Origin of the sequence: Flavobacterium ammonificans (genome assembly GCF_020886115.1) — a bacterium.
Classification (GTDB): Bacteria; Bacteroidota; Bacteroidia; order Flavobacteriales; family Flavobacteriaceae; genus Flavobacterium; species Flavobacterium ammonificans.
In genome coordinates, this window is sequence record NZ_AP025185.1 from 495,140 (window position 1) to 520,753 (window position 25,614).

At 35.4% G+C, this 25,614-nt stretch carries 24 protein-coding genes; 9 read left to right on the forward strand and 15 right to left on the reverse strand.

Going from position 1 to position 25,614, the window contains the following annotated elements; all coding sequences use genetic code 11:
* Positions 1-10: 10 nt before the first annotated feature.
* The 5 genes from LPC20_RS02195 to uvrC form a co-directional block, all read right to left on the reverse strand.
* The gene (locus LPC20_RS02195; protein WP_229326056.1) at positions 11-1,240 is read right to left on the reverse strand and encodes a M23 family metallopeptidase; all 1,230 of its coding nucleotides are present in this window, start codon (positions 1,238-1,240) and stop codon (positions 11-13) included.
* A gap of 3 nt (positions 1,241-1,243) precedes the next feature.
* Complete coding sequence (locus tag LPC20_RS02200) at positions 1,244-2,188, reverse strand: tryptophan 2,3-dioxygenase family protein (protein WP_229326058.1); 945 nt, start codon at positions 2,186-2,188, stop codon at positions 1,244-1,246.
* Positions 2,185-2,955: a DUF3108 domain-containing protein gene (locus tag LPC20_RS02205; RefSeq protein ID WP_229326060.1), complete on the reverse strand. Its 771-nt coding sequence runs from the start codon at positions 2,953-2,955 to the stop codon at positions 2,185-2,187. The genes LPC20_RS02200 and LPC20_RS02205 overlap by 4 nt, the downstream gene beginning before the upstream one ends.
* A 390-nt stretch (positions 2,956-3,345) precedes the next feature.
* A complete protein-coding gene (locus LPC20_RS02210; RefSeq protein WP_229326062.1) occupies positions 3,346-5,676 on the reverse strand; it encodes a patatin-like phospholipase family protein in 2,331 nt (776 codons plus the stop codon).
* Positions 5,677-5,681: 5 nt separating this feature from the next.
* On the reverse strand, positions 5,682-7,475 hold the full coding sequence (gene uvrC, locus LPC20_RS02215) for an excinuclease ABC subunit UvrC (protein WP_229326063.1): 1,794 nt from the start codon (positions 7,473-7,475) through the stop codon (positions 5,682-5,684).
* A 117-nt stretch (positions 7,476-7,592) separates the two neighbouring features.
* Here uvrC and LPC20_RS02220 point away from each other — a divergent pair, with 117 nt between their 5' ends.
* Positions 7,593-8,156, forward strand: a complete 564-nt coding sequence (locus LPC20_RS02220) for a 5-formyltetrahydrofolate cyclo-ligase (protein WP_229326065.1) — start codon at positions 7,593-7,595, stop codon at positions 8,154-8,156.
* Positions 8,157-8,217: 61 nt separating this feature from the next.
* A complete protein-coding gene (locus LPC20_RS02225) occupies positions 8,218-10,209 on the forward strand; it encodes a transglycosylase domain-containing protein (RefSeq protein WP_229326067.1) in 1,992 nt (663 codons plus the stop codon).
* A 160-nt stretch (positions 10,210-10,369) separates the two neighbouring features.
* Here LPC20_RS02225 and LPC20_RS02230 read toward each other — a convergent pair whose 3' ends face one another.
* The 3 genes from LPC20_RS02230 to LPC20_RS02240 form a co-directional block, all read right to left on the reverse strand.
* Positions 10,370-11,407 carry an NADP(H)-dependent aldo-keto reductase gene (locus LPC20_RS02230; RefSeq protein WP_229326069.1) on the reverse strand — a complete coding sequence of 346 codons (1,038 nt, stop codon included), beginning with the start codon at positions 11,405-11,407 and terminating at the stop codon, positions 10,370-10,372.
* Positions 11,408-11,584: 177 nt separating this feature from the next.
* Positions 11,585-12,526 (reverse strand): OmpA/MotB family protein, encoded by a 942-nt coding sequence (locus LPC20_RS02235; protein ID WP_229326071.1) that lies wholly within the window; start codon positions 12,524-12,526, stop codon positions 11,585-11,587.
* Positions 12,527-12,696: 170 nt separating this feature from the next.
* Positions 12,697-13,461, reverse strand: coding sequence for an exodeoxyribonuclease III (locus tag LPC20_RS02240; RefSeq protein WP_229326073.1), 765 nt, complete (start codon positions 13,459-13,461; stop codon positions 12,697-12,699).
* Positions 13,462-13,601: 140 nt separating this feature from the next.
* Between LPC20_RS02240 and LPC20_RS02245 the strand changes: the two genes are divergently transcribed.
* Positions 13,602-15,407, forward strand: a complete 1,806-nt coding sequence (locus tag LPC20_RS02245; protein WP_229326075.1) for a GNAT family N-acyltransferase — start codon at positions 13,602-13,604, stop codon at positions 15,405-15,407.
* A 91-nt stretch (positions 15,408-15,498) separates the two neighbouring features.
* Here the strand turns inward: LPC20_RS02245 and LPC20_RS02250 are convergent, their stop codons facing one another.
* Together LPC20_RS02250 and LPC20_RS02255 are read right to left on the reverse strand one after the other, a co-directional pair.
* Entirely contained in the window at positions 15,499-15,780 is a 282-nt protein-coding gene (locus LPC20_RS02250) for a TM2 domain-containing protein (RefSeq protein WP_229326077.1), read from the reverse strand.
* Between the two features lie 14 nt (positions 15,781-15,794).
* Positions 15,795-16,739 (reverse strand): 2-hydroxyacid dehydrogenase, encoded by a 945-nt coding sequence (locus LPC20_RS02255; RefSeq protein ID WP_229326079.1) that lies wholly within the window; start codon positions 16,737-16,739, stop codon positions 15,795-15,797.
* A gap of 85 nt (positions 16,740-16,824) precedes the next feature.
* On the opposite strand from LPC20_RS02255, the gene nhaA reads away from it, so the two are divergent.
* The 6 genes from nhaA (at position 16,825) to LPC20_RS02285 (ending at position 20,210) form a co-directional block, all read left to right on the forward strand.
* Positions 16,825-17,964, forward strand: a complete 1,140-nt coding sequence (gene nhaA / locus LPC20_RS02260) for a Na+/H+ antiporter NhaA (RefSeq protein ID WP_229326080.1) — start codon at positions 16,825-16,827, stop codon at positions 17,962-17,964.
* Positions 17,965-18,128: 164 nt separating this feature from the next.
* Positions 18,129-18,422 (forward strand): type II toxin-antitoxin system HigB family toxin, encoded by a 294-nt coding sequence (locus LPC20_RS02265; RefSeq protein ID WP_229326082.1) that lies wholly within the window; start codon positions 18,129-18,131, stop codon positions 18,420-18,422.
* 9 nt (positions 18,423-18,431) lie between these two features.
* Positions 18,432-18,788, forward strand: a complete 357-nt coding sequence (locus LPC20_RS02270; RefSeq protein WP_229326084.1) for a helix-turn-helix domain-containing protein — start codon at positions 18,432-18,434, stop codon at positions 18,786-18,788.
* Positions 18,789-18,992: 204 nt separating this feature from the next.
* Entirely contained in the window at positions 18,993-19,499 is a 507-nt protein-coding gene (locus LPC20_RS02275) for a hypothetical protein (protein ID WP_229326086.1), read from the forward strand.
* Positions 19,483-19,623, forward strand: coding sequence for a hypothetical protein (locus LPC20_RS02280; protein WP_229326088.1), 141 nt, complete (start codon positions 19,483-19,485; stop codon positions 19,621-19,623). The genes LPC20_RS02275 and LPC20_RS02280 overlap by 17 nt, the downstream gene beginning before the upstream one ends.
* A 167-nt stretch (positions 19,624-19,790) precedes the next feature.
* Positions 19,791-20,210, forward strand: coding sequence for a hypothetical protein (locus tag LPC20_RS02285; protein WP_229326090.1), 420 nt, complete (start codon positions 19,791-19,793; stop codon positions 20,208-20,210).
* 170 nt (positions 20,211-20,380) lie between these two features.
* Here LPC20_RS02285 and proC read toward each other — a convergent pair whose 3' ends face one another.
* The 5 genes from proC to LPC20_RS02310 all read right to left on the reverse strand — a co-directional run bounded on the left by proC (position 20,381) and on the right by LPC20_RS02310 (position 25,566).
* Positions 20,381-21,157, reverse strand: a complete 777-nt coding sequence (gene proC, locus LPC20_RS02290; protein ID WP_229326092.1) for a pyrroline-5-carboxylate reductase — start codon at positions 21,155-21,157, stop codon at positions 20,381-20,383.
* A 50-nt stretch (positions 21,158-21,207) separates the two neighbouring features.
* A complete protein-coding gene (mgtE, locus tag LPC20_RS02295; RefSeq protein WP_229326094.1) occupies positions 21,208-22,560 on the reverse strand; it encodes a magnesium transporter in 1,353 nt (450 codons plus the stop codon).
* Positions 22,550-23,329 (reverse strand): 16S rRNA (adenine(1518)-N(6)/adenine(1519)-N(6))-dimethyltransferase RsmA, encoded by a 780-nt coding sequence (gene rsmA / locus LPC20_RS02300; RefSeq protein WP_229326096.1) that lies wholly within the window; start codon positions 23,327-23,329, stop codon positions 22,550-22,552. Before rsmA ends, mgtE begins: the two co-directional genes overlap by 11 nt.
* A gap of 39 nt (positions 23,330-23,368) precedes the next feature.
* The gene (locus LPC20_RS02305) at positions 23,369-23,683 is read right to left on the reverse strand and encodes a DUF4286 family protein (RefSeq protein ID WP_229326098.1); all 315 of its coding nucleotides are present in this window, start codon (positions 23,681-23,683) and stop codon (positions 23,369-23,371) included.
* Positions 23,684-23,787: 104 nt separating this feature from the next.
* Complete coding sequence (locus LPC20_RS02310) at positions 23,788-25,566, reverse strand: tetratricopeptide repeat protein (protein WP_229326100.1); 1,779 nt, start codon at positions 25,564-25,566, stop codon at positions 23,788-23,790.
* Positions 25,567-25,614 lie beyond the last annotated feature (48 nt).

Below are 25,614 nucleotides of genomic sequence, written 5' to 3' on the forward strand. Positions count from 1 at the left end.
AAAGTGTGATTTATAAATTGGCCACACTATCCAACTCTCTTTTGAGCGGTTCAATTTGTTTTAGGAAGCGTGTTTTAGAAGCGCCTACCATAGACTCGCCTGTAGGTAATTTTAAACGCAGTGCATCTACTTGAACGCCATTTTTCCAGAATCGATAACAAACATGTGGTCCAGTAGCTAGTCCCGTACTTCCCACTTTGCCTATAATTTGCCCTTGAGTTACATATTGACCCCTACGAACTAAAATTTTAGACATATGTAAGTATTGTGTAGAGAAAGTGCCGTTGTGTTTCACTTTTACAAAATTTCCATTTCCTGTGGTATATCCAGTTTGCTCGACAATTCCTGCGGCAGTAGTCGTTATTGGTGTTCCGTGTGGCGCTGCATAATCAGTTCCTTTATGAGCTTTCCAAATTCCTTGAACAGGATGCAATCGGTTCGAACTGTATCTAGAGGTAATTCGGCTAAACTTGATTGGGGTTTTTAGAAAGAAATTTTTCAGTGTTTTTCCTTCATCATCATAATATTCAATTTTCCCTGATGAAGAAGTTGCAAAAGGAAAAGCATATACAATCTTGCCTTTGTATTCAAAAAAAGCGGCTTGCAAACTATCTACTCCATCATAAATGGAATCGTTAATATATCTTTCGGTAAAAGTGAGTGCAAAACGATCGCCTTTTTTTAATTTGAAAAAATCAATAGACCAGGCATATATTTTGGTTATTTTACTAGCTAAAGATCCTTCTACTTTGGCACTTTGAAGAGTTTCAGACAGCGAACTCTTTAACACCCCGCCAATGGTTCTCCTTTTAATTGTAATTGGTTTCGTTTTTTTATACGCCACAACTGATGAGTCACGCAGGTCTACCACGTAGTAATTTACTGCGTCAGGTTGGTAAATAAAAACTTGTAATTTATTTTTTTTGTGTTTAGATCGAAGTAGCACATACGGCTTATTGTAGCGCATAATTCGGACATCAAAGGTGTCTTTAACTTTTGCAATAATATCGTACACTTTTTTGTTGCCAATATTTTGCTTTTCAATGATGCTCCCAAATGTATCTCCGTTTTTAATCGTATCATGAACCACATTGAATTCGGAATACACAAAACCAAACTCACTTTTTTTAATTTTCTTTTGTTCCTGCACATCCTCAATACTCTCTTGTTTTTTATCACAAGAAAACACTAGTACAAGTAGGAAAAAAGAAAGAAAAAAGGTGGTTTTTTTGATTGTCATACACTACATTTTTTCAGATTCACCCCAATGAGTTAATTCCTCAGCCGACCATAATTCAGGAAAAAAGATTCTTCGTTGGTATTTTGGATGCATGTATTTTTTCCAATCGCTTCCACCCGTTGCCGCTCCATCGCCTATGCCACTATTATCAATGTATTTAATAGCTACATTTAAATGTTGCATGACCCAAGTGATGTTAACAGTATAGTCTAAATGGCGCATTGCGTCAATCAAAGCTTGATTTTTTTGATCTTCTAAAGGAAGTTGTTGGAATTTTTGCCAAATATTAATAGTGTTGTATTCTTGCATATGACTCAAAAATACGGGCTTGTATTTTCGTTCAAATTCTTCTAAAAGGAATGACTTTTTCCCGGTAGTATAATCTTTTCCAGCTGCTTGCCAATACAAATGCTCAAATGCATATTCATACGAAGTCGATCTGTCAATTGAAGCTCTAAAACGATAATCAATTAAGTTGATTAAATCCGTTGAGCAAAACTCAATGAGTCGGTATTGCGCACTTTGAAAACCACTTGCTGGAGTTAGTGTATTCCTAAACTTCATATATTGTTCCACTTCCATTCCGTTTTCCATAATTTGAAAGGAGGTAGTTAACATTTCAAAATAACGGCTAATGCGCTGTAACCGTTCTGTGAAAAAAGCGGTGGTTAAATTTTCAGAATAGGAAATTTGACGCATCTCCCACAAAATCATTTTAAAAATCAATTCATTCACCTGATGATACATGATAAAAACCATTTCATCAGGGAGTGTGGTGCGTTGCGTTTGTAAACTCAACAATGCATCTGTTTGGATATAATCCCAATAGGTCATTGGCTTTGACCAAAGTAATCCTTCAAGATGCGTTTCGGTTTTTTGATGTAGTGCTTGGTACTTTGAATCAATAGCATCTAATACTGTTTCCGATTTATTTTTATCTAATGTCATGTTCGTTTTTTTAATGGGAATCGTAAGCCTTTGTAGGATTCTAAATCTGCTTTTATTGAACCTACAACTAAATTAGCTTGAATTCGCAAAGGAATTTTATTATCGTCATCTGAAATCCAAACTGTAACGCTTTCCTGTTCTTTGAAAACTCTGCCTGAAAAAACATAGGGTTTAAAAATCATGGAAGCAACGGTGCCAAATTTAGTTTTAATATTTTCTCGACCAATAAATTTTAACTTAAACTTTGTAGTTTCTTCATCAAAAAACATATCAATTGCAATGTATTCTCCTGGCTTTATGTCATCTATAGTGGCAAAATTTCGCAAATAATAAAACGCGGATAAAATATCTTGAGTGTTTTTTGGTATCGCAAAAGTTTTCTCTGTTTTGTGTTTGTAGTCTTTTACAGTAATCTTATTTTGCTGAGGCGTAAAAAAACCTTCTTGATTTTTAGTGTAGCCGCCTTCATTAATTTTTCTTAAAAATTGATAGGGAACATAGGTCTTTTCATCAATATAACTTTCATACAAATCGTCTACTTTGAAAAAAAAACGAGAAATTCCAGTAGTTTGTCCTTTGCCAATAAGATGAAACACTTTTTCGTTATGAAGCACGGCTTCTTTAACTTCTAATGTTGCATAACCTGCATTTACAAAACCATAATGAATTCGGAATTTAAACCATTCCCCAACACCAAAGGAACTTTCTTTTGGATTGTCAAAACCAAATGTGGTCAATAGTAGTAAGCAAAGAATTGCTTTTCTCATAGTGAAGTTACAGGTTAATAATTAGCCTAAAAAATGATTATAAATATCAAATGTATCAAAACAAAAAAACCCAGTCAAATATTGACTGAGTTTTTGTGCTATTAACTAACCAAAAAACTATAAATTATGAAATTTATATAAAAAACGCAAAGGAAACCACCCCTTCGGTTTTTTCTGATACAAATTTAAATTATGTCTACTATATTATTTTGGTTAAATTTTACTTTAACAGAAGTTTTATCAATTTAAAGTTTGAAAACGCTTATTTTTTTATTTTGTGAAAAAATAATTGTCTTTTTTAATGAATATAATAATTATAATCTGCTGTTTCGATGAAAATTATTCAAAAATTAACATGAAAAAGAGGCTTTTTTTGCGAAAAAACATCATTTAAAACCAAAAACCGACACTAAACCATGTAAATCCTCTCGAATTTTCAGGAGACCATGAATATTTTACTTCGATTGGACCAATTATGGTTTCTAATCCATAACCTACTGCATAGCCTGAATATTTAGGTAGCGAAATCCAATCTGTTGATTGAAATAAATTCTTTCCTAGATTGGCATAATTGGCAGAAAAATTAAGGTGGTTTTTTCTGTAAAATTCAACATCAATTGTACTAGCTAACTTAATGTAGCTATTAGCGGCAATGCTTAAAAAATCATATCCATAAAAAGGTTTAAAATTATTGATGTTATTAAATCCATAACCTCCTAAAACAAAATTAAAGAATGAAATTCCTTCATTTCCTATTGGCAAACCTGCGTCCCCTTGAAATTTTACAGCTACTTTATTGCTCAATTTAACGGCTCTTTCAAAATTAGCTTTTACAATAGAAAAAGGTTTAAAATTATTATTGTAGTCGGATGAAAATAGGTAAGATTGAAAATCGGCTGTTAAATACCAACCTTTGGTTGGGAAAATTTTCTTGTCAAAAGAGTCGAATTTCAAATGCCCAAAAGCACTCCAATAACTACTTTTATCTATATAAATATTGGATAAGGTTGGAGAATTAATGTGTAAATACTTTAACTCAACACCTGCTCCAACCAAAAAACTTTGAGATAATCCTTTTTGTAAATACGCCTGCGTAGTTAAATCTAAAAAATCAACATTTATTGTATTATAACCATTAGGATTCAACAAGCGTTCTGTGATATTCGGTGAAATATTTTTGTTGAATTGGTTCAATTGCGAATTAAAGCCAAAGCTAAAATTAAATCCATTGTCAATATAGTAATCCAAATTATACCTAAAATTATCTCCTAAAACTAGGTCAATGGAGGCCAAATCATTCTTAAAAAAAGTGTTTTTATTGGTAATATTTAGTAAAACCCCACTTTTAAATAAGTCGTCATAATGCAATCCTAATTTCAAATAGGTTTTCGTAGGGTTTTCAATTAAATTCAAGTGAAGACTTTCTCCTTTGTCATCTTTTTCAAAAGAGTAACTGATTGCATTGAAATTCTCCGACGCATGTATCGTGTTGATCCCTGATTGCAAAACTGAATAATCAAACCGCTGACCTGGTTTAAATTTTAATTTACCTAATATGTAATCATCTGTAAAACGACTCAAAGGATTACTCTTTACATGAATAAGATCCAATCGATCTTGCTCAATTTTTAATTTGGGCTTTTTATACGTTGAATTTGGGTCGGCCAAAGCCTTTATTTTTTCATAAACAGAAAAAGCGGCCTCTTCTCCTCTTCTAATGATCTCTTTCCCTTTATCAAATGAAATGACTCCAAAATTCTTAATGTCAGGATTTACATATACATCCGTGTCTAGAATTTTGCTTTTCATTTTCTCTATCGAATGCAAATTATTGATTTGAACTAAAATTTTGGTGGCGTTTTTTAACTGTGATTTGTCCCATAAATCGTCTTGGACATCAACACCAATGACTATATCAGCTCCCAGATTTCTTACCTCATCGATTGGATAATTATTTACGACACCGCCATCAACCAATAACTCTCCATTAATTTCTACCGGCGAGAAAAGGGAAGGAAATGCGGCACTTGCCAACATAGCGTGAGGGAGATTTCCTTTGTTAAGCAGCACTTGCTTACCTGTTTCAATATTAGTAGCGATACATATAAAGGGTATGGGTAAATTATTAAAATCTTTAATATGTCTTACGTTACGAGTAATCCTGCTTAATAAATTATAGTTGTATAATCCCTTGGACAAGGCTGTAGGAATTCCAACTTTAAATTGATTAAACGGCAACACTATTGCATATAAATCGTCGTTTCTTTTTTCATAAAAACTCTTGGATGATCTGGGTATGTAATCGTTTAATAACTCATCGAAATTAGTGGTTTGAAAAATAGAGTCGATTTGGGTAGCATTGTAACCAGAAGCATACAAGCCCCCAATTACGGCACCCATACTGGTTCCGCCAATATAATCAATTTTGACTCCCGCCTCCTCAATTACTTTTAAAACACCAATATGCGCAAATCCTTTGGCACCACCCCCGCTCAGTACTAATCCTATTTTTGGTCGCTTTTGCTCTTGCGCAAACGTGTTTTGAAAACTACATACGAATACTACCGCAACTACTAAGCCCCAGATGGAAGAGGAAAGCTCCGACAGAAAAAATCCTCTTTTTTCTTGAAAAAAAAGAGCGCCAATAGAAGCTCCTTTTTTTTCCTTAGAAAAAAAGAATTTTGAAAGAGGACTTGGAACGGACAGCTGGGATAGGCTCATAAAAATTATTTGGTAGTGTAAAAGTCGGTAATTTTTTTGGCTTTTGACAACCCTACCACCTCAGAAATTTCTTTTTCGGTGGCTAATTTTAATCTTTTAACACTTTTAAAGTGCTGAATTAGAGTGGTCATCGTTTTCTCGCCAATGCCTGGGATAGATTCTATGGACGAATTGAGAGCCGCCTTACTTCGCTTATCACGGTGATGAGTAATCCCAAAACGGTGGGCCTCGTTACGCAATTGCTGAATTACTTTGAGCGTTTCAGACTTTTTATCGAGGTAGAGCGGAATCGAATCGCCGGGATAAAACAACTCTTCTAAGCGTTTGGCAATTCCAATAATAGTAATTTTTCCTCTTAAACCTAAATCATCAATACTTTTCAATGCCGAAGACAATTGCCCTTTTCCTCCGTCAATAATAATCAATTGAGGCAAGGGTTGGTTTTCGTCCAAAAGACGCTTATACCTTCTGTAGACCACCTCTTCCATGGAGGCAAAGTCATTCGGTCCTTCGACCGTTTTAATGTTGAAGTGACGGTAGTCTTTCTTGCTTGGTTTGCCGTCTTTGAAAACCACACATGCCGAAACAGGATTCGTTCCCTGAATATTGGAGTTATCAAAACATTCAATGTGGCGTGGCTCTACAGGCAGACGCAAATCTTTTTGCATCTGTGCCATAATTCGGTTCACGTGGCGATCTGGATCAACAATTTGTAATTGTTTCAACTGCTCAATTCGGTAGAACTTGGCGTTACGAATAGATAAATCTAATATTTGTTTTTTGTCGCCCAATTGAGGAACGGTAATTTTAATATTTTCTCCCAAATCAACTTCAAAAGGAACGATGACTTCTTTGGACAACAACTGGAAACGCTCTCGCAATTCGATAATGGCTAATTCCAACAATTCTTCGTCGGTTTCTTCCAATTTCTTTTTGATTTCCATCGTATGGGAACGAATAATCGAACCATGAGAAATTTGCAAAAAGTTGACATAGGCAGCACTTTCGTCAGAAACAATCGAAAACACATCAATATTGGTAATTTTCGGATTGATAATCGTAGAGCGCGACTGGTAATTTTCGAGGACTTCTATTTTTTCTTTGATTTTTTGGGCTTCTTCAAAACGCATTTCTTGCGCTAGTTCAACCATCAAGCGTTTAAAGTCTTTCATGCTTTCTTTGAAATTACCTTTGAGAATTTCGCGAATTGCATCGACTTGTTTCTGGTATTCGGCAATCGTTTCGTAGCCTTCACAAGGGCCTTTACAGTTACCAATATGATATTCTAAACAGACTTTGAACTTGCCGCTTTCGATATTATTGGCACTCAAATCGTAATTACAAGTGCGCAACGGATACAATTCTTTAATCAAATCCAAAATGGTATGCACGGTCTTGAAACTAGTATAGGGTCCAAAATATTCCGAACCGTCTTTGACCATTCTTCGGGTAGAAAAAATACGAGAAAAAGGTTCTTTTTTAATGCACAACCAAGGGTAACTTTTGTCATCTCGCAACAACACATTATAACGCGGTTGCAAGGTTTTAATTAAATTATTTTCCAGCAAAAGCGCATCGGTTTCGGTAGGAACAACGATGTGTTTGATGGTTACAATTTTCTTGACTAAAACGTTCGTCTTGGCAGTATCGTGAATTTTATTAAAATAAGAAGAAACTCTTTTTTTTAGATTTTTGGCTTTGCCCACATACAAAATCTTCCCGTCCTTATCGTAGTATTGGTAGACACCCGGATTGTCCGGCAGGGTTTGTATTTGTAAAGCAATGCTTGGTGGCGTCATTTTGTATTGGCTCGAATTGTTTTCAAATTTACAAATAACATTCTTGCAAATCAAAATCAGCGGTTTTCTTTTGCAGCGCGAAAATTAATGCTACTTTTAACTTCTATTTTTCATGCAATGACAAAAACCGAATTACGCACACAATACAAAGCCTTACGCAAAAATCTTTCAGAAACCGAAATCGAAGAAAAAAGTTTGGCTATTGCCAATAGCGTATTGGCACTTGATATTTGGGATAAAACTTATTTCCATGTTTTCTTACCTATTGAGGAACAAAAAGAAGTCAATACCGAATTCTTACTCCACTTGCTTTCTGGAAAAGACAAAGAAATTGTGATTTCGAAATCCGATTTTACAACGCGAAAAATGACCCATTTTCTATTAACGGACAATACCAAAATAAAGAAAAACGAATATAATATCCCAGAACCTGTAGACGGAATTGAAGTACCATCATCTAAAATTCAAGTCGTTTTTGTGCCACTGTTAGCTTTCGACACTAAAGGAAATCGGGTGGGTTATGGCAAAGGATTTTACGATCAATTTTTAGCAGAATGCCAATCCGAAACTATCAAAATTGGACTTTCTTTTTTTGAAGCCGAAAACACCATAACTGACGTTTTTGAAAAAGACATTCGTTTGGATTTTTGTATTACTCCAAAGAATTGCTACCGCTTTTAATTTCACCCGAAAAATTCGCTTTTTTTTACTTTCTTTACCACTTCAATTATTTGACATTTTTATGAGATTCAACAAGAAGAAAATAGCAATTACTCTAGGAGTTCTTTTAGTTTTATTCGCTTCCAGTTTAGCTACATTTTATTATTTCAGAGACGAAATTTTAAAAATTACTTTAGAAAAAGTTGCCGTGAAAATGGAACGTGATTTCGATAGTAAGTTTACTATAAAAACAGCCACTTTTGACGGAATTTCAGCTGTGAATATAATCGATGTGGTTTTAGCTCCCAAAAATGCCGACACTTTATTCCGAATCCAAAAAATGAAAACTAGCATAAGTTTTTGGCATTTGCTTATTGGCGATGTGCAATTAGGTACTTTGGAAATCCAAAATGGTTTGGTTCAATTAATAAAAAAAGGCAATGTTCGCAACTTTGATGCTTTTTTGAAAAAGAACAAAACTCAAGAAGTTAGCACTGAAAAAAGAGATTATGCCGCTTTAGCTAAACGAATCATTTTTCGCTTGTTGAATTTGGTTCCTTCGGATATGGATATCAAAAATCTGGTTTTCAAATTAGACGACAACGGGAAAAAAGCCACTATTGACATCAAGAAATTAGTTTTGGATGGTGGCGATTTGGAAAGTGTCATTTATGTAAAGACCAACACTTTTGCACAACGTTGGCGCATTGCCGGAGAAGCTGATCCAAGATACCGCACAGCCGATATTCAATTTTTCAATATGGATGGCGGACCAATAAAAGTGCCTTATTTTGATGAGCGTTTTAATCTAATTTCTAGTTTTGATTCTATTCGTTTAAACGTTGAAAATATAGAAAGTGATGGGGATGAATTCCATATTGATGGATACTCTTCGATTGCCAATTTAAAAGTCAATCATCCTAAAATTGCAAGCAAAGATGTAATTATTCGCAATGCCCGATTTGATTATCGTTTGCTGCTTGGCGAAGATTTTATTTCGGTGGATAGTAGTTCATCTGTTCAATTGAACAAAATAAAAATTCAACCTTATTTGGCCTACGAAACAGAAGAAGATACCGTTTATAAAATGAACATTCGCATCGCGAAAATGCCGGCACAAGATTTCATTACATCACTTCCTGATGGTTTATTTACTAATGTGCAAGGCATGCTGGCCAGTGGTAATTTTGATTATAAACTGGACTTTATGTTCAACAAAAACAAACCTGAAACTATTGTTTTTGACAGTAAATTGAATAAAGAAAATTTACGTATTTACCGTTTTGGTCAAGCCAATTTAAGTAAAATGAATGGCGAATTTGAGTACCGTGCCATTATTAAAAATGTACGTCAACGACCTGTTTTTGTGGGGCCTTCAAATCCTGATTATACACCTTTGGATCAAATTTCTCCGTACTTAAAAAAATGCGTATTAACCACCGAAGATCCTTCTTTCTTTAGACACCGCGGATTTATAACGGAGGCATTCAAACAATCGATTATCAAAAATATTAAGACGCGAAAATTCTCTCGAGGAGGCAGTACGATTAGTATGCAGTTGATCAAAAATGTGTTCTTGACTCGTGAGAAAACATTATCTCGAAAATTGGAAGAAATCCTGTTGGTTTACATTTTGGAAAATAACCGAATTGTTAGCAAAGAACGTATGCTAGAAGTCTATTTCAATATTATCGAATGGGGTCCAGACGTATACGGAATTGGCGAGGCGAGTCGCTTTTATTTCCAAAAAAATCCTGCTGATTTAACCTTTAACGAATGTTTGTACTTGGCTACTATTATTCCTAGTCCAAAGAAATTCATGTATCAGTTTGACGATCAAGGAAATCTGAAAGGGTTTGCTTTGAAAAACCAACGGTATTTGAGTAATTTGATGTTGCGCCGCGGTATTTTAACTAGTAGTGATAGTATCAACCCTTATAGCGTTTCGCTTTCCGGAAATGCGCGTTCGTTTTTAACGATTCGCAAAGCGCAAGATACCACTGGTATCGCTATCGATTCTATTCCTCCAAAAGAAGACTTTGATTTTGAGTTTTTGGAAACGGATGAGGAATAAGTAAATATATGATTTACGAATTTTCAATGTAACAATTGATTGATTTTAAAATGTAACAATTTTAAATTATTTAGAAAAATTAAACCGCAGATTCACAGATTTTATATTGAAAAATCTGCGAATCTGCGATAAATAATTTAATTACGATCGACCCTCGAAACTAAGGTGCTGGATCAGGAATAATTGCTTGAATTCCATCAATCGCTTTCAATACTTCGTCAGAAAGTTTTACTTGAATTGTGTCGATATTTTCTTTTAATTGTTCCATCGTGGTGGCGCCAATAATAGTGCTCGTTACAAATGGTTGTTGTTCAATAAATGCTAAAGCCAATTGTGTTAAAGTCAATCCGTTTTGTTGGGCAATTTCGTTGTACAAGCGAGTGGCTTCTGCTGATTGTGGACTACTATAACGTGCCATTTGAGGAAACAATGCTAATCTTGAAGTAGGATGTTGTTGTCCATTCAAAAATTTGCCTGATAAAAGTCCGAAAGCCATTGGAGAATACGCCAACAAGCCTACCTTTTCGCGTAAACATACCTCAGCATTTCCTACTTCAAAAGAGCGATTCAATAAAGAATAGGGGTTTTGGACTGTTTTGATTTTTGGTAAATTGTGGTATTTGTGTTCTTCCAAGAAGCGCATCAAACCCCAAGGTGTCTCATTAGACAATCCAATATGTTTGATTTTTCCTTGTTTGACAAAACCTTCTAAGCTTGTTAACACCTCGTGAATGTTATCTTCCCAAGCATCGTCTTGCGCTTTAAATCCGCGTTGCCCAAAGAAATTCGCTTTGCGTTCTGGCCAATGCAATTGATAAATATCGACATAATCCGTTTGTAAGCGTTGTAAACTTTGATCCAACGCATACTGAATACTCTCTGGCGAAAAATCAACTTTTTCACGCATATAGGTAAAGGCAGGATTCGGTCCCGCAATTTTTGTAGCCAAAACGACTTGATCACGTTTTCCTGTTTTCTTGAACCAAGTCCCAATAATGCGTTCTGTGCTACCATACGTTTCTTGGCGTCCTGGCACCGAATACATCTCGGCAGTGTCAAAAAAGTTTACCCCTTGTTCTAAAGCATAATCCATTTGGGCGTGACCTTCTGCTTCTGAATTTTGCTCGCCAAAAGTCATGGTGCCTAAACATATTTTACTGACTTTGATTTCGGTATTAGGAATGGTGGTATATTTCATGATTTACGTTGCTTTTTTTGAAAAACAAATATACAAAGGAATGGCAAAAGTCAGGTTCAATTTCAAAATGAATATAATTTGTAAACTTAATGATTGAAATGGATGTATAGTCCACAAAAAAGCCCAACATAATGTTGGGCTTTTTTTGTAATAAATTTTCGAATCTGCGGTAAATACTTAATTTATCTCATTCAACATTTCTGCAATAGCATCTAATCTTGGCGTTAAAATAATTTCGATACGACGGTTTTTAGCTTTTCCTTCCGCTGTTTCATTACTCGCTAATGGAGAGAATTCTCCTCTACCTGCAGCTGTTAAGTTTTGTTTGTTTATTGTTTTGTTTTCGCTCAAAATACCTACAATTGAAGTAGCTCTTTTAGTTGATAAATCCCAGTTATCACCTATAGGCCCTGATGCGGTAAAGGCATCATCATCTGTATGTCCTTCAATTAAGACAGCAATATCAGGATTATCCCCTAACACTTTCCCTAATTCAACTACTGCTTTTTTTCCTTCTGAACTTACTGCCCAACTTCCAGAACTAAACAATAATTTGTTTTCCATAGAAACGTATACTTTTCCGTTTTTTTGTTCTACAGTCAATCCTTTACCTTCAAAACTATTTAGCGCTTTAGACAAGGTTTCTTTTAGTTTTTTCATGCTCGCTTCTTTAGCTGCAATCATATCTTCTAGTTCTTGCAAACGTTGGGCATTTTTGCTTAATTTCTCTTGCTCTAACGCTAATGCTTTTGCTTTTTCGTCCAACTCATCCAGCAATTCACGATTTTTCTTCATGTTGCTTTCTAACGATTCATTGCTGTTTTTTTCGAGCGCCGCGTAAGACTCTTCTAACGCTTTGTACTTATCAAGATTTGCTTCGTGCTCTGCTTTCAGTTTAGTGTGATCTGCTCTAAGTTGATCTAAATCTGTTTTTAGAGCTGCACCATCTAATTCCAATTGATTTTTAGCTTTCGCTAAAGCGGCATTTTCGTCAGCAAGCGTTCTGTTTTCTTTTTTTAAATCAGTGTATTTACTTTCTAAATCGGTATAGATTTTTTTAGACACACAAGAGGTGCTTAGCGCCAATACTAACAATCCGATGGAAATTTTTTTGATCATAATAAATGGGGTTTATATTGTATTTATAACTTAAACTATATTTTTTCTTTTTTATTGCAACGCCCTAGCCCTGATAGAAGCGATATCCTTTTTATAATGGAGGCTGAGGCAGTCAAAGCCGAAATTTATAAAAAGATAAAGCGTATAGCAGGAAATAGCTCCCAACAAAGCTACTCAATTTCTACCATAATCGGACAATGATCCGAATGTTTGGCTTCTGGTAAAATCAAAGCGCGTTTGATTCTATTTTTTAATGGTTCGCTAACCAAACAATAATCAATACGCCATCCTTTGTTATTCAATCTAGCTGTTGGAAAACGCATGGTCCACCAGGTATAATTATCCGGTTCTTTATTTAAAAAACGAAAACTATCGATGAAGCCGCTTTTCAAGAAATTGTCTAACCACGTTCGTTCAGCAGGCAAAAATCCAGATACATTTTTATTGCGTATAGGATCATGAATATCAATGGCCTCATGGCAAATATTATAATCGCCACAAATCACTAAATTAGGAACATCCTTCTTTATTTCATTAATGTAGTTTTGAAAATCATCCATGTACATGAACTTGTGGTCCAATCGCTCTGCATTAGTTCCAGACGGAAGGTACAAACTCATCACCGAGACATCATCAAAGTCCACACGGATGTTACGTCCTTCAAAATCCATATGCTCGATTCCGGTACCGAAAACAATGTTATTGGGTTTTATTTTAGATAAAATGGCCACTCCACTGTACCCTTTTTTGGTAGCTGGAAACCAATAATGATAAGGGTAACCTGCTAATTCAATGTCTAAAGTTGGCACTTGATCAGCTTGTGCTTTAATTTCTTGGAAACAAATGACGTCTGGATTGGCTTGTTGCAACCATTCGAGTAGTCCTTTAGAAATTGCTGCGCGAATTCCGTTGACATTATAGGAGATGATTTTCATAGAAATAGTACGTTTTTTTATTGTCTAAAGAAGCATAAATGGGTTCCCAAATGTAATAAAAAAGTAGAAGTTTGCCTTGTAAAATTCAGAAAATGGACTTTTTTGTTATCTTTGTCACTTGCCTCAAATACAAAAAAACTATGGGTTTAGTAACTGCTAAAGAAGTTGCGAAAGCAATCAACGCCGATAAATACGGATTCTTGGGGACTTTTTCAGGCTGGTTGCTGATGAAAGTGCTTAAGATATCTGAGTTAAATAACGTTTATGACAGAAACAAACACCTAAGCGAAGTCGCTTTTTTGAATGGTGTATTGGACGACTTGCAAATCAAATTTGAAATACCTGAAGAGGATTTAAAACGTATCCCAAAAGAAGGACCTTATATTACTATTTCTAATCATCCTCTAGGGGGGATTGACGGCGTTTTATTGTTGAAATTAATGCTTGAAAGAGAACCTAATTTTAAGATTATAGCTAACTTCTTGTTGCACCGAATCGAGCCCTTAAAAAAATACATCATGCCTGTGAATCCTTTTGAAAACCATAAGGATGCTAAATCAAGCGTGGTGGGAATTAAAGAAACATTACGCCATTTAAGTGATGGAAAACCTCTAGGAATTTTCCCTGCGGGAGAAGTTTCGAGCTATAAAGATGGTAAATTAATGGTAGACAAACCTTGGGAGGAAGGCGCTATTAAAGTCATTCGTAAAGGTCAAGTCCCTGTTGTTCCCATTTATTTTCACGCCAAAAATAGCGGCTTATTTTACATCCTTTCAAAAATCAGTGGCACTTTGCGAACTGCCAAATTACCTTCGGAAGTATTCAGTCAAAAACGCCGTATTATTAAAGTGCGTATTGGTAAACCCATTTCGGTTGCTGAACAAAACGAATATGAAACATTGGAAGATTTCTCTGAATTTTTGAGAAAGAAAACTTATATGTTGGCTAATCCATTCGAGAAAAAAAATAAATTCTTAAAAACAGTTAGTCTTAACCCTACAAAGAAAAATCAAAAAGAAATTGTAACCCCTGCCAGTACAGAAAAAATGATTACCGAAGTGGATGCTTTAAGAGCTTCTGACGCTCGGTTGTTACAAAGTAAAAACTACGAAGTGTTTTTTACAAAGGCCGATAAAATTCCAAATGTGTTACATGAATTAGGTCGTTTGAGAGAAATAACTTTTAGAGAAGTAGGCGAAGGGACCAATGAATCCATCGATTTAGACCAATACGATCAATACTACCACCATCTTTTTTTATGGGATGACGACGCCAAAAAAGTAGCTGGTGCTTACCGAATGGGACTAGGAAGGGAAATTTATCCGAAATACGGAATGAATGGTTTTTACCTCAATAGTCTGTTCCGTTTTGAGCCTGAATTACATGATATGATGAGCAAATCCATCGAAATGGGAAGAGCTTTCATTATTAAAGAATACCAACAAAGACCAATGCCGTTGTTCTTGTTGTGGCGTGGAATCATTCATACTACTTTACATTATCCAGAACATAAATTCCTATTAGGAGGAGTAAGTATCAGCAACCAATTCTCTGATTTTTCCAAATCATTGATGATTGAATTCATGAAATCGCATTATTACGACCCGTATATTGCGCAGTACATTCACCCTAAAAAAGAGTACAAGGTAAAATTAAAAGACGCCGACAAAGATTTTGTTTTCAATGAAACAGAAGCCGATTTGAATAAATTCGATAAAGTAATTGACGAGTTAGAACCTGGAAGTTTACGTTTGCCTGTTTTGATTAAAAAATACATCAAACAAAATGCGCGTTTGGTAGCCTTTAATGTCGATCCATTGTTTAATGATGCTATTGACGGATTGATTTACCTAAGAATCTCGGATATTCCTGAAAGCACTATGAAACCTGTCATGGAAGAATACCAAGCCGAATTAGAACGAAAATCCAACGAGAAAGAAGAGTAAAGTGATTGCAAAATCAATAGCAATAGTAAAAATCAAATTATGAATTTGCTTTGCTACTTTACTTTATAACCTTGCGCCTTTGAGGCAAAATCTAAAACCAGTGCTTTTGCCCAACTTGATAGGTTTGATAAAACTCATCGTCTGATTTAGTCAGGTAAATAATTCCTTCGATTAAACCAAATAAACCAGTCAATGTCCCGCAAGAGCAAATACTTAAAATAAGCCAAAGTATTCCAGTTCCTGTGTATCCTAAGTAGAATTTGTGCACTCCTAGCGGACCTAATAAAATGGCAAAAATACCACAAGCTACTTTTTTATTGTTTTGAAATTGAGGTGTTGGAGTATTCCAAGCTTCGTTTTTTACAGTTTCCATACACTAGTGTTTAATTATGAATAAAGGGCTTTTATTTTATCGACAATCACTTGCGCTAATCGTTCGTGACTTTCAAAGGTCCAACCTGCGATGTGAGGAGTCAAAATAACATTTTTGGCGTTGAGCAAGTACTGAAAAGCTTCGGGTGTCGTTGCGTCTTGGAACAAGGTTTCAAAGGATAATTTCTCGTATTCCAAAACATCCAAACCGGCTCCTAACACTTTCCCTGATTGTAAGGCAGCAACTAAATCAGCTGTAACAATATTTTTTCCGCGCGAAGTATTGATGATCCAAAGTGGTTTTGCAAATCCATTTATGAATGCTTTGTCCACCATTTTATCCGTTTCGGGAGTCCAAGGAAGGTGCAAACTTAAAACGTCTACTTTCTCTTGAAATTCTGCAAAATGGACTTGTCTGGCATTGGCATCGCCTACATTTTCTTGAATATCATAACACAAAACGTCCACATCAAACCCACGTAGTTTTTTGGCGAAAGCCTTGCCCATATTTCCGTAACCAATAATTCCAACCGTTTTACCGTCTAATTCGTGTCCGCGATTGCTTTCTCGGTTCCAGTGTCCCGCACGAATTTCCGCATCGGCTTGATTGAGATTATTAAACAATGACAAAATCATACCCAAACTGTGTTCGGCAACTGCATTACGATTCCCTTCGGGAGCAGCAATCAATGCAATATTTTTGGATTGGGCGTACTCACAATCAATACTTTCCAATCCAGCACCCACTCGTGCTATGAATTGCAAATTAGTGGCTTTATCTAAAAACGTTTGGTCAATTTTAAATCGGCTACGAATAACAATCCCCTGATAATCATTTATTTTAGCTTCAATATCCGCTTTGGAAGACGTAAAATCTTCATGATTCACGAAACCCGCTTGTTCCAACTGGTCCCAAAGCAAAGGATGATTACTGTCGATATGAAGAATGTGTACTGCCATTACTAATTTCTGTTTACTAGTAACAAATTAACAAAAAAATTAGTGTAAAATGCGTAAATTGCAATCTTAATTCCAATCTATGTACATGAAAACTACCCGCCTATTTAAAGATTTTTTCGAAAGTGAAAAAGCCGGAGGACTTCTATTACTATTGGTTACTTTGGTTTCCTTAGCATTAGCAAATTCTCCAATACAATCCAGCTATATCAATTTTTGGGAAACACAAATAGGACATCATTCCATCACGCATTGGATTAATGATGGATTGATGACGATTTTCTTCTTACTCATCGGATTGGAATTGGAACGCGAAATGTATGGAGGTGAATTGTCTGATATAAGAAATGCAACTTTACCTATTTTTGGAGCACTTGGCGGAATGATTGTCCCTGCAGGACTATTTTTAGCATTCAATTGGGGTACGATCACACAAAACGGTGCCGGAATTCCAATGGCTACCGATATCGCTTTTGCCATTGGGATCTTATCTCTTTTGGGCAATCGAGTACCAACTTCCTTGAAAATATTTTTGACCGCTTTGGCAGTCATTGACGACTTAGGCGCTATTCTTGTAATTGCTCTTTTTTATACAGAAACAATCTCTTTTCTATATTTAGGTATGGCGTTTGGTGTCATGGGAATACTATTTATACTCAATAGAAAAAATGTACACAGCCTGATTCCGTATCTTATTGGTGGCGCTGTAATGTGGTATTGTATGCTGAATTCAGGTGTTCATGCTACGATAACAGGAGTACTTTTAGCCTTTGTTATTCCGTATGGAAATGGCGGGAAAAAAACCTCTTCTTACCGATTACAACACTTTTTGCACCGCCCAGTAGCCTTTTTTATTCTGCCTTTGTTTGCTATCGCCAATACAGGAATTGCTATTGATAGTAATTGGCACGAAGGTTTAACCCACGCCAACTCTATCGGAATCATGGTAGGTTTGATTGTTGGAAAACCCATCGGAATCACACTTTTTGCTTTAGTCTGCGTGAAACTTGGTGTTGGATCACTTCCTAAAGATTTAAAATGGAAACACATTCTCGGAGCCGGAATGTTAGGCGGAATTGGTTTTACCATGTCCATTTTTATTACGCTTTTGGCCTTCAAAAACGATGGCGTAGAAGTAATTACTTATTCTAAAATAGCCATCTTAGTAGCTTCGTTTGTCTCAGGCACTTTAGGTTTCATATGGTTAAAAATGAGTTTGAAGAAATAGACTTTTAGGACACTATTTTTTGAATTAGTTCATTTCCACATTAAAAAAATGTCTACATTTGAATTACCCCTGTAACTGCAATAGACCCCAAGTCATTTCCTTTACAGCTATTTGTTTTAAAAAAATTCCCAAATTGGGAAATTATTAATATCTTTGTAAAAATAGTGAGAGTAATAGCCAAAAAAATATTGAGAGACTTTTGGGAAGTACATGCAGATTGCGAACAACAACTAAAATCTTGGTTTAGGGAAACTAGCAAAGCAGAATGGACAAATCCTAACCAGATAAAAAGCGAATATCCAAGTGCTAGTATTTTAAACGACAATCGTGTAGTATTCAATATCAAAGGAAATAAATACCGACTAATTGTTAAAATCAACTTTGAATACGAAATGGTTTGGATTCGATTTATTGGAACACACAAAGAATATGATGCTATTAATGCCACTACGATTTAAATAAGAAGTATGGAAATCAAACTTATTAAAACAGAAAAAGATTACAACCAAGCTTTAAAGCGATTGGAAGTAGTATTTGACGCCAAAAAAGGAACTCCTGAAGGCGACGAATTGGAGCTTTTAAGCATTCTAATTGAACAATATGAAAACACTCATTTTCCAATTGATTTACCAGACCCTATTGAGGCTATAAAATTCAGAATGGAACAAATGGGCTACAATCAAAATGATCTAGCTAAAATCATTGGTCTTAAAAGCCGTGCTAGTGAAATTTTAAGTAAAAAAAGAAAGTTGTCTTTGGAAATGATTCGACAATTACACACCAGCTTGCACATTCCCACTGATGTGCTGATTCAAAACTACTAAACCCCCATTTACAAATTTTCAAATTAGTTCATTTTCACATTAAAAAAAATTGCTACATTTGAAAAGCCCTAAAAACTGCATTGGATTCCAAATCAATTCCTTTACAGATTTTATTTAATTGCAAACGACTCAAATCGTTTGTTGACGCTTGTATGGGCTAGGTATAGCAAAAAAGTAGTTTGACAACGTATTCCGAAAACAGTAATGAACGAAAAAATTTGGTTTGAAATGATTGATAGAAAGTACGGCGAAATATATTTAACAAAATATCTTTCATTACAACGTTCTTTAAAAAAAACTTTTACCATTTTAACACTTTTAATTTCTGTTAGCGGAATTTTGGGTTGGAAATATTTCGAGGATTATGCTTGGATTGCATTTATTCTAATTTCAATAATGCAACTTATAACGTTAATAGAAAATCAGCTTATTCGTTCCGAAAAAGAAGTTGAAGAGATTAGGGATTTAAAAATGATGTACACAAAGTATTTTCACAAACTTGAAAAACTTTATACTGAGTTTTATTTCAACAGAATAACAGAAGAAAATGCAACAAATCAATTTTTCGAACTAAAAAAAAATGATTGGGAAAAAATTGAAGAACTAGATTGTAAACTTGATATTAAAAAGTTTAGCTATTTAATAAATGAGACTGATATTGAAATTAATCAATATCTTAATAAATTCCATAATTATGAGCAAAAAAGATAATTCAACACGTCCACAAAAAACAAGTGGAACTCCAACAAATAATACTGGAGGGAATAGATTAGAATTGAAAGGACATGTACCTACAATGAAAAATCCACCACCACCACCAACTAAAAAAAAATAAGGCAGAAATAAGTGAAATAGATATATAGTTGTTGTAGAAAACAAAACATTGAAAAGCATCATGTGTATTTAATGTTTCTATTCTAAATCATAATTTGACTCAGAAATCATACGCAAAACAGCTACTCATTTAAACGTTACATTTAAAATCATTTTAAAAGATCAATCATGAAAAAAATAATTACAATTGCATTTATATTGATAGGATTTTCAATGAATGATCAGACACCTTTTTTTAGCGCATACAACAAAGGTAAACCACAACCAAAAAATGTAGTTTTTGGCGAATGGAAAAATTACAACGGCTCTGAAACTTTTCTTTACGAGTTAAGCCCAACTGGTTACAATAAAACATTGTCCGAATTAAAAAATGTTTTAGATTTTTATGGTCTAGATATTGATGCCGAAGATTACGACGATTCTTTGTTTTACGAAAATGAAAGTATCTATGATATTCAAAAAATTTACACAAATTGCATTTTAAAATATAGCAATATTGTAAAAATTTATCGAGCAAAATATGTAAATATAACTTTTATAGTTACAGACGAATTTTCAAATATTCAAATTTCCAAAATAAAGAGTTAAAAAATAAAATAAAATCGGTTGCATCTTCGACACAAAAGAAGCAATAAGTCTCTATACCAATGATTTGCAAACGAACGAAGTGACCAGACGAACTAATCCGTACCTACTAAAATAATGAAATAAAAAAGGCCGCTATTTACAGCAGCCTTTTTTATTATTTAAAAATACCTTTACCCCTTAATCTGTTTCAAGGACGTTTTAATTCCTCTAATTAAAGACGAACTAAACCCGTGCATTTCCATTTCGTTCAAACCAGCAATGGTGCATCCTTGGGGTGTGGTTACTCGGTCAATCAATTGTTCCGGGTGGGTTTTTTCTTCTAGTAGCATTTCGGCGGCGCCTTTTACCGTTTGAGCTGAAATCGCCAAAGCCGTTTGCCAGTCAAATCCAATTTCTATTCCCGCTTGCATCGACGCACGAATGTAACGCAAGGCAAATGCGGTTCCACTGGCTGCTAAGACAGTTGCAGCATCCATTAATTTTTCGTCAATGATAGGTGCTGTTCCTAGACCTTCAAAAAGAGCTACAACTTGTTGAGCCGCTTCTTTATTAGTTTCTTGAAACGCAATACAAGTTGCTGAAGCACCAAATTGCGATGCAATATTCGGCATGATGCGCACGGCTTGGTGGGTTTCGCCAATTTTATTTTGCAGGTTTTCTATAGACAATCCACTCACGGCAGAAGCAATGGTTTTATTGGCAATTGCCGGCAAAATTTCTTCCAATACCATATCGACTTGGTACGGTTTGATGGTCAAAATAATAATATCTGCGTTTTGGATATTGTGTTTGTTGTCTTTTGAAACCGTAACGCCTAATTGATCTAGATGTAGAATATTAGTAGTGTTTCTTCGGGTTACAGTAACTTGATTGCCAGTAGTAAATTTAGCAATTCCAATGGCGATAGAGGCTCCTAAGTTGCCTCCGCCAATAATGTGTACGTTCATGTTGTGTAGTTATAGTGGTTGTGTTGTGTTGTTGTGTTTGGATTTTTATTTTAAAATCCTAAAATCATTTTGGCAATAGAAAAATAAATTAGAATTCCGCAAATATCATTGCTAGTAGTAATAAACGGACCAGTTGCCAAGGCGGGGTCTATTCCAAATTTATCCAATAATAAGGGGATAAATGTACCTATTAACGAAGCAATGATAATAACCGAAATCAATGCTACGGTTACAATTACGCCAATAATAATTTCAACATTTAATAGATAATGACTGCCTATAAATAAAATCGTAGCCAAGATTACTCCGTTAAGTAAACTCAAAGCCACTTCTTTAATTAAACGATTGAACAAAGAACCGCTCAAAGTGTTGTTAGCCAAACCTTGCACAATGATAGCCGAAGATTGTACGCCAACATTTCCAGCCATCGCGGCAATCAATGGTGTAAAGAAGAATAAATTGCCATGGTTCAACATCGCTCCTTCAAATAAACCCAATACTCTAACAGAAATAAAACCTCCTAAAAGAGCTAAAACCAACCAAGGCAAACGAGCTTTAGTATGATCAAAAATACTATCATCGGCTTCTACGTCTTGGGAGATACCCGCAGCTAACTGGTAATCTTCATCGGCTTCGTCCTTAATTACATCGACGATATCGTCAATGGTAATTCGGCCTACCAAACGCCCCAATTCGTCCACTACTGGAATAGCTTCTAAATCGTATTTTTGCATGATACGCGCCACCTCAACGTCTTCGGTATCTACATTTACATAATTCAATTTTCGGATGTACACATCGTTAATTGGTGTTCTGGAAGAAGTAGTCAATAAATCTTTAAGTGACAAACGTCCTTTCAAACGGTCTTCGTCGTCCACCACATAAATAGAATGCACTCTTGAAATGTTCTCAGCCTGGATGCGCATTTCTTTGACACAAGTCAATACATTCCAGTTTTCGTTGACCTTCACCAACTCCTTGTGCATGATTCCACCAGCAGTGTCTTCGTCATAACGAAGCAAATCCACAATGTCTTTGGCGTGTTCAACGTCTTGCAATTCCGAAATTACTTCGGCTTTAATATCTTGGGATAACTCGGCAATAATGTCCGCGGCATCGTTCGTTTCTAACTCGTCAAGCTCCTCAGCAATTTCTTTTGGAGAAAGTCGTTTTAAGATATTTTCACGTAAATCGTCCTCTAATTCCAAAAGAATTTCGGCCGTTTTATCACTATCTAAAACTTTAAAAATATAGGTAGCCTGTTCAAAATCTAGCTCATCTAGTACTTCGGCAATATCAGCATGGTGCATGTCATTCAATAAAACTTCCAGCTGTTGGTCGTTTTTTGATTGAATGAGTTGCTCTAATTCTTGGATTAGTTCTTTGCTGATTTTAAATTCCATCGGCTTCGATTTTTTGAGTGAGTGCTATAAAGTCTTCAACACTAAGTTGTTCTGGGCGAAGATCTAAAATTGTGTCTTCTCTTAAATTATCTGACAAATTTAAGGTTTTTAAACTGTTACGCAAGGTTTTTCTACGTTGCTGAAAGGCCGTTTTTACCACTCTGAAGAATAATTTTTCGCCACAAGGCAAACTAAAGTCTTCTTTTCGTCGCAAACGCATTACCCCTGATTTTACTTTTGGTGGCGGATCAAAAACATGTTCATCTACCGTAAACAAGTATTCGGCATGATAAAACGCTTGTGCCAAAACCGATAAAATACCGTAAGCTTTACTTCCTTTTTTCTCGCAAATACGCTGTGCTACTTCCTTTTGAAACATACCCGAAAACTCTGGAATTTGATGGCGGAACTCCAAGGTTCTAAATACAATTTGCGTCGAAATATTGTATGGGAAATTCCCGATGATAGCGTATTGTTTTCCTTCAAAAACCTCATTACAATCGTAACGTAGAAAGTCCTTCGAAATGATTTTATCTTTCAATTTCGGATAATTCGAGTCCAAATACGCCACCGATTCCGTATCGATTTCAATTACGTAAGTAGTGGTGGGTTTGTCCAATAAATATTTGGTCAAAACACCCATTCCAGGTCCTATTTCTAACACATCATTGTACCCTTCCAAACTCAACGTATCGGCAATCGCCTTAGCAATGCTTTCGTCTTTTAAGAAATGTTGTCCGAGATGTTTTTTAGCTTTTACTTTTTCCATTGAGTCATTGCGAGGCACTACGCCATCTCGCTGTTTATTTTAATTGTGTTCAGAAATTAGCTCTAGTTCCGTTCTAAAAGCCAGCATTTTTTCGCCAAATAACTGGTAACTTTCTTGACGAAATCGGGGTGCATCTTCTGTATAATATTTTTCTAAAGTCGCTTTACTATCCGTCGTAAATTGGATAGAATAGGTAGTTCCACCCATTTCTTCTTCAATCAAAACTTTCACAATCTTAGCCGAAGAAAATTTCCCTGTCGCCAAAATCGCCGGAATTCGTGTCTGCTGCATCCATTGTAACCATTGGTCTTGAACGCTTTCGTGTATGTTAACTGTTACGTTGTAAAGTATCATTTTTTTCAGTTTATAAGTTTATAGTTTATGGGGTTAATAGTTTATGGGTTATTCTTAACCAAATAAACTAATAAACATATAACCCATTAAACACATAACCTTTTTTACAAATTACTATCTCCTCTTAATTCTCTAAATTTTCGCCTTGCCTCCACAAAATAAATACTGTCTTGGTGGTTGAAAATTATTTTTTCATAAAATGGCTTCGCTTTCTCGGGCAATTGCAATTGATTTTTGTACAATTCTGCCGAAAAATAAAGTGCTTCATCTACATAAATTCCGTCTGAATGCTGCTCTATTATGCTTTGATATTGGGGCAAAGCCAAAGAAAATTCGCCTATTTTCTCGTATAATTGACCCAATCTCAAATTCGTAACTGCCTCTATCTCTTGTCCTTTGTATTGTTTCAAAATGGCCTGAAAAGCTTGAATGGCTTCCTGATTTCGATTTTGGTATTCCAAATAATCCGCTTTGGCGAAAGATTTCAATGCCACTTGTGTCGAATCAGCAACAGTATTGTCATTGATGAGCAAAAAATACTCCAAAGCGTCATTGGCAATCAGTTGTGTGCTCGCCGATTTCAACTCTTTGAATTGTTTCAACGCCCATTCTAAATCGGTTTTGAAATAACTCGTTTTGGCCGCTTTCAAACTCGCTTCGTGTGCCACGGCATCGTTCTTCAAATCGTTTTCAATTTGCGAATAATACAACAACGCCTGATTGAATTTGGCTTCGTACAGTAAAATATCAGCCAATTCCATTTTAGCTTTCGCCGTTTCGTATTCATCCAACTGCATTTCCAATGCGGCACGAACAATTGTCTTGCCTGCTTCGGGCTTTTTTAAATTGAATGTCAAAAAATGCGCCTGCATCAGCTGCAAAGATAAGGTAAAAGGACTGATTCCGTATTTCGAAATCAGAGCTGATAATTCCGTTTCAAGATTGGGCCACTCTTTTTCGGAAGTTGTGTCGATTTTGACTTGCATCAAATACGTATTGGCTTGTACCAATAATTCGATTTCAGTAGTGTTTTCTAAAACAAATTCCAAAATGGTTGTGGCAGTGGTATCATCTTTCTCATCAATCGCCAATTGTGCCAAATTAATTATCGCATTTAAGGATTCGGGATTGCGTTTGTAAATGGCTTTTTCTTGGACAAAGGCTTTTCCAAATTCTTTTTGCTGGGTGTAGAACCAACTCAAAAATTGGTTCCAATACACGTCTTGATTTTTTTGGGTTCGAGTAATTAATGCTTTACGCAAATTAGCCGAAAATCCCGCATCGCCTTCATCGGTCATAAAACGCGAAAATTGATTTTGAATCAAAATTGTACTTTCTTGATGGACAAAAGCCTCGTCTAAGAAAGTACTAATCATCATATCGGTATTGCCTAGTTGACCATACAACAAGCCCATTTGGTAGTTGAAATTGAAATTAGGTTGCAGTTGCACTGCCGTTTTATAGGCTTGTAACGCATAGTCCAACAAGACTTTTTTCTCAAAAGAATTGGCAATTCCATACACTTCGTTTGGGTTGGATTTGATTTTAGCCAAGGCTTGTTCAAAATACTTTTGGGCTTTGTCTTCCTGTTGTTGGATTTTAAAATTATAACCCAGTTCTACCAAAAGCGAACTTTGTTTGTACTTGTCCAATCGGGTTTGAATGGCTTTTTCGGCTACCTCAAACTGTTTTAGTTGTTGGTAACAATCAATGGTTCTAATAAAGTATTGGTAATTTTGAGGAACGGATTGTAAAAGTTCTTCGTAACTGATTTTGGCTTTTTCAAAATCGCCTTTGTCGTAATAGTATTGAGCTAATTGCTCATTTTGGGAGAAACCAATTAATGAAAAAAACAAGCTGATATGTAGTAGTAGTTTTTTCATTGAATTAGAAATATTTTTTATGAACCATATAAGGCATATAAGGTTTTA

Excerpts from the sequence above, each read along its gene's own strand:
- LPC20_RS02240 (WP_229326073.1), bottom strand. The coding sequence starts at position 13,461 with ATGAAAATCATCTCCTATAATGTCAACGGAATTCGCGCAGCAATTTCT.
- mgtE (WP_229326094.1), bottom strand. The coding sequence starts at position 22,560 with ATGGAATTTAAAATCAGCAAAGAACTAATCCAAGAATTAGAGCAACTC.
- nhaA (WP_229326080.1), top strand. The coding sequence starts at position 16,825 with ATGAAAACTACCCGCCTATTTAAAGATTTTTTCGAAAGTGAAAAAGCC.
- LPC20_RS02200 (WP_229326058.1), bottom strand. The coding sequence starts at position 2,188 with ATGACATTAGATAAAAATAAATCGGAAACAGTATTAGATGCTATTGAT.
- LPC20_RS02245 (WP_229326075.1), top strand. The coding sequence starts at position 13,602 with ATGGGTTTAGTAACTGCTAAAGAAGTTGCGAAAGCAATCAACGCCGAT.
- LPC20_RS02280 (WP_229326088.1), top strand. The coding sequence starts at position 19,483 with ATGAGCAAAAAAGATAATTCAACACGTCCACAAAAAACAAGTGGAACT.
- LPC20_RS02205 (WP_229326060.1), bottom strand. The coding sequence starts at position 2,955 with ATGAGAAAAGCAATTCTTTGCTTACTACTATTGACCACATTTGGTTTT.
- LPC20_RS02305 (WP_229326098.1), bottom strand. The coding sequence starts at position 23,683 with ATGATACTTTACAACGTAACAGTTAACATACACGAAAGCGTTCAAGAC.
- uvrC (WP_229326063.1), bottom strand. The coding sequence starts at position 7,475 with ATGACGCCACCAAGCATTGCTTTACAAATACAAACCCTGCCGGACAAT.
- LPC20_RS02275 (WP_229326086.1), top strand. The coding sequence starts at position 18,993 with ATGAACGAAAAAATTTGGTTTGAAATGATTGATAGAAAGTACGGCGAA.
- LPC20_RS02285 (WP_229326090.1), top strand. The coding sequence starts at position 19,791 with ATGAAAAAAATAATTACAATTGCATTTATATTGATAGGATTTTCAATG.
- LPC20_RS02255 (WP_229326079.1), bottom strand. The coding sequence starts at position 16,739 with ATGGCAGTACACATTCTTCATATCGACAGTAATCATCCTTTGCTTTGG.
- proC (WP_229326092.1), bottom strand. The coding sequence starts at position 21,157 with ATGAACGTACACATTATTGGCGGAGGCAACTTAGGAGCCTCTATCGCC.
- LPC20_RS02310 (WP_229326100.1), bottom strand. The coding sequence starts at position 25,566 with ATGAAAAAACTACTACTACATATCAGCTTGTTTTTTTCATTAATTGGT.
- LPC20_RS02220 (WP_229326065.1), top strand. The coding sequence starts at position 7,593 with ATGACAAAAACCGAATTACGCACACAATACAAAGCCTTACGCAAAAAT.
- rsmA (WP_229326096.1), bottom strand. The coding sequence starts at position 23,329 with ATGGAAAAAGTAAAAGCTAAAAAACATCTCGGACAACATTTCTTAAAA.
- LPC20_RS02225 (WP_229326067.1), top strand. The coding sequence starts at position 8,218 with ATGAGATTCAACAAGAAGAAAATAGCAATTACTCTAGGAGTTCTTTTA.
- LPC20_RS02195 (WP_229326056.1), bottom strand. The coding sequence starts at position 1,240 with ATGACAATCAAAAAAACCACCTTTTTTCTTTCTTTTTTCCTACTTGTA.
- LPC20_RS02230 (WP_229326069.1), bottom strand. The coding sequence starts at position 11,407 with ATGAAATATACCACCATTCCTAATACCGAAATCAAAGTCAGTAAAATA.
- LPC20_RS02235 (WP_229326071.1), bottom strand. The coding sequence starts at position 12,526 with ATGATCAAAAAAATTTCCATCGGATTGTTAGTATTGGCGCTAAGCACC.
- LPC20_RS02270 (WP_229326084.1), top strand. The coding sequence starts at position 18,432 with ATGGAAATCAAACTTATTAAAACAGAAAAAGATTACAACCAAGCTTTA.
- LPC20_RS02210 (WP_229326062.1), bottom strand. The coding sequence starts at position 5,676 with ATGAGCCTATCCCAGCTGTCCGTTCCAAGTCCTCTTTCAAAATTCTTT.
- LPC20_RS02250 (WP_229326077.1), bottom strand. The coding sequence starts at position 15,780 with ATGGAAACTGTAAAAAACGAAGCTTGGAATACTCCAACACCTCAATTT.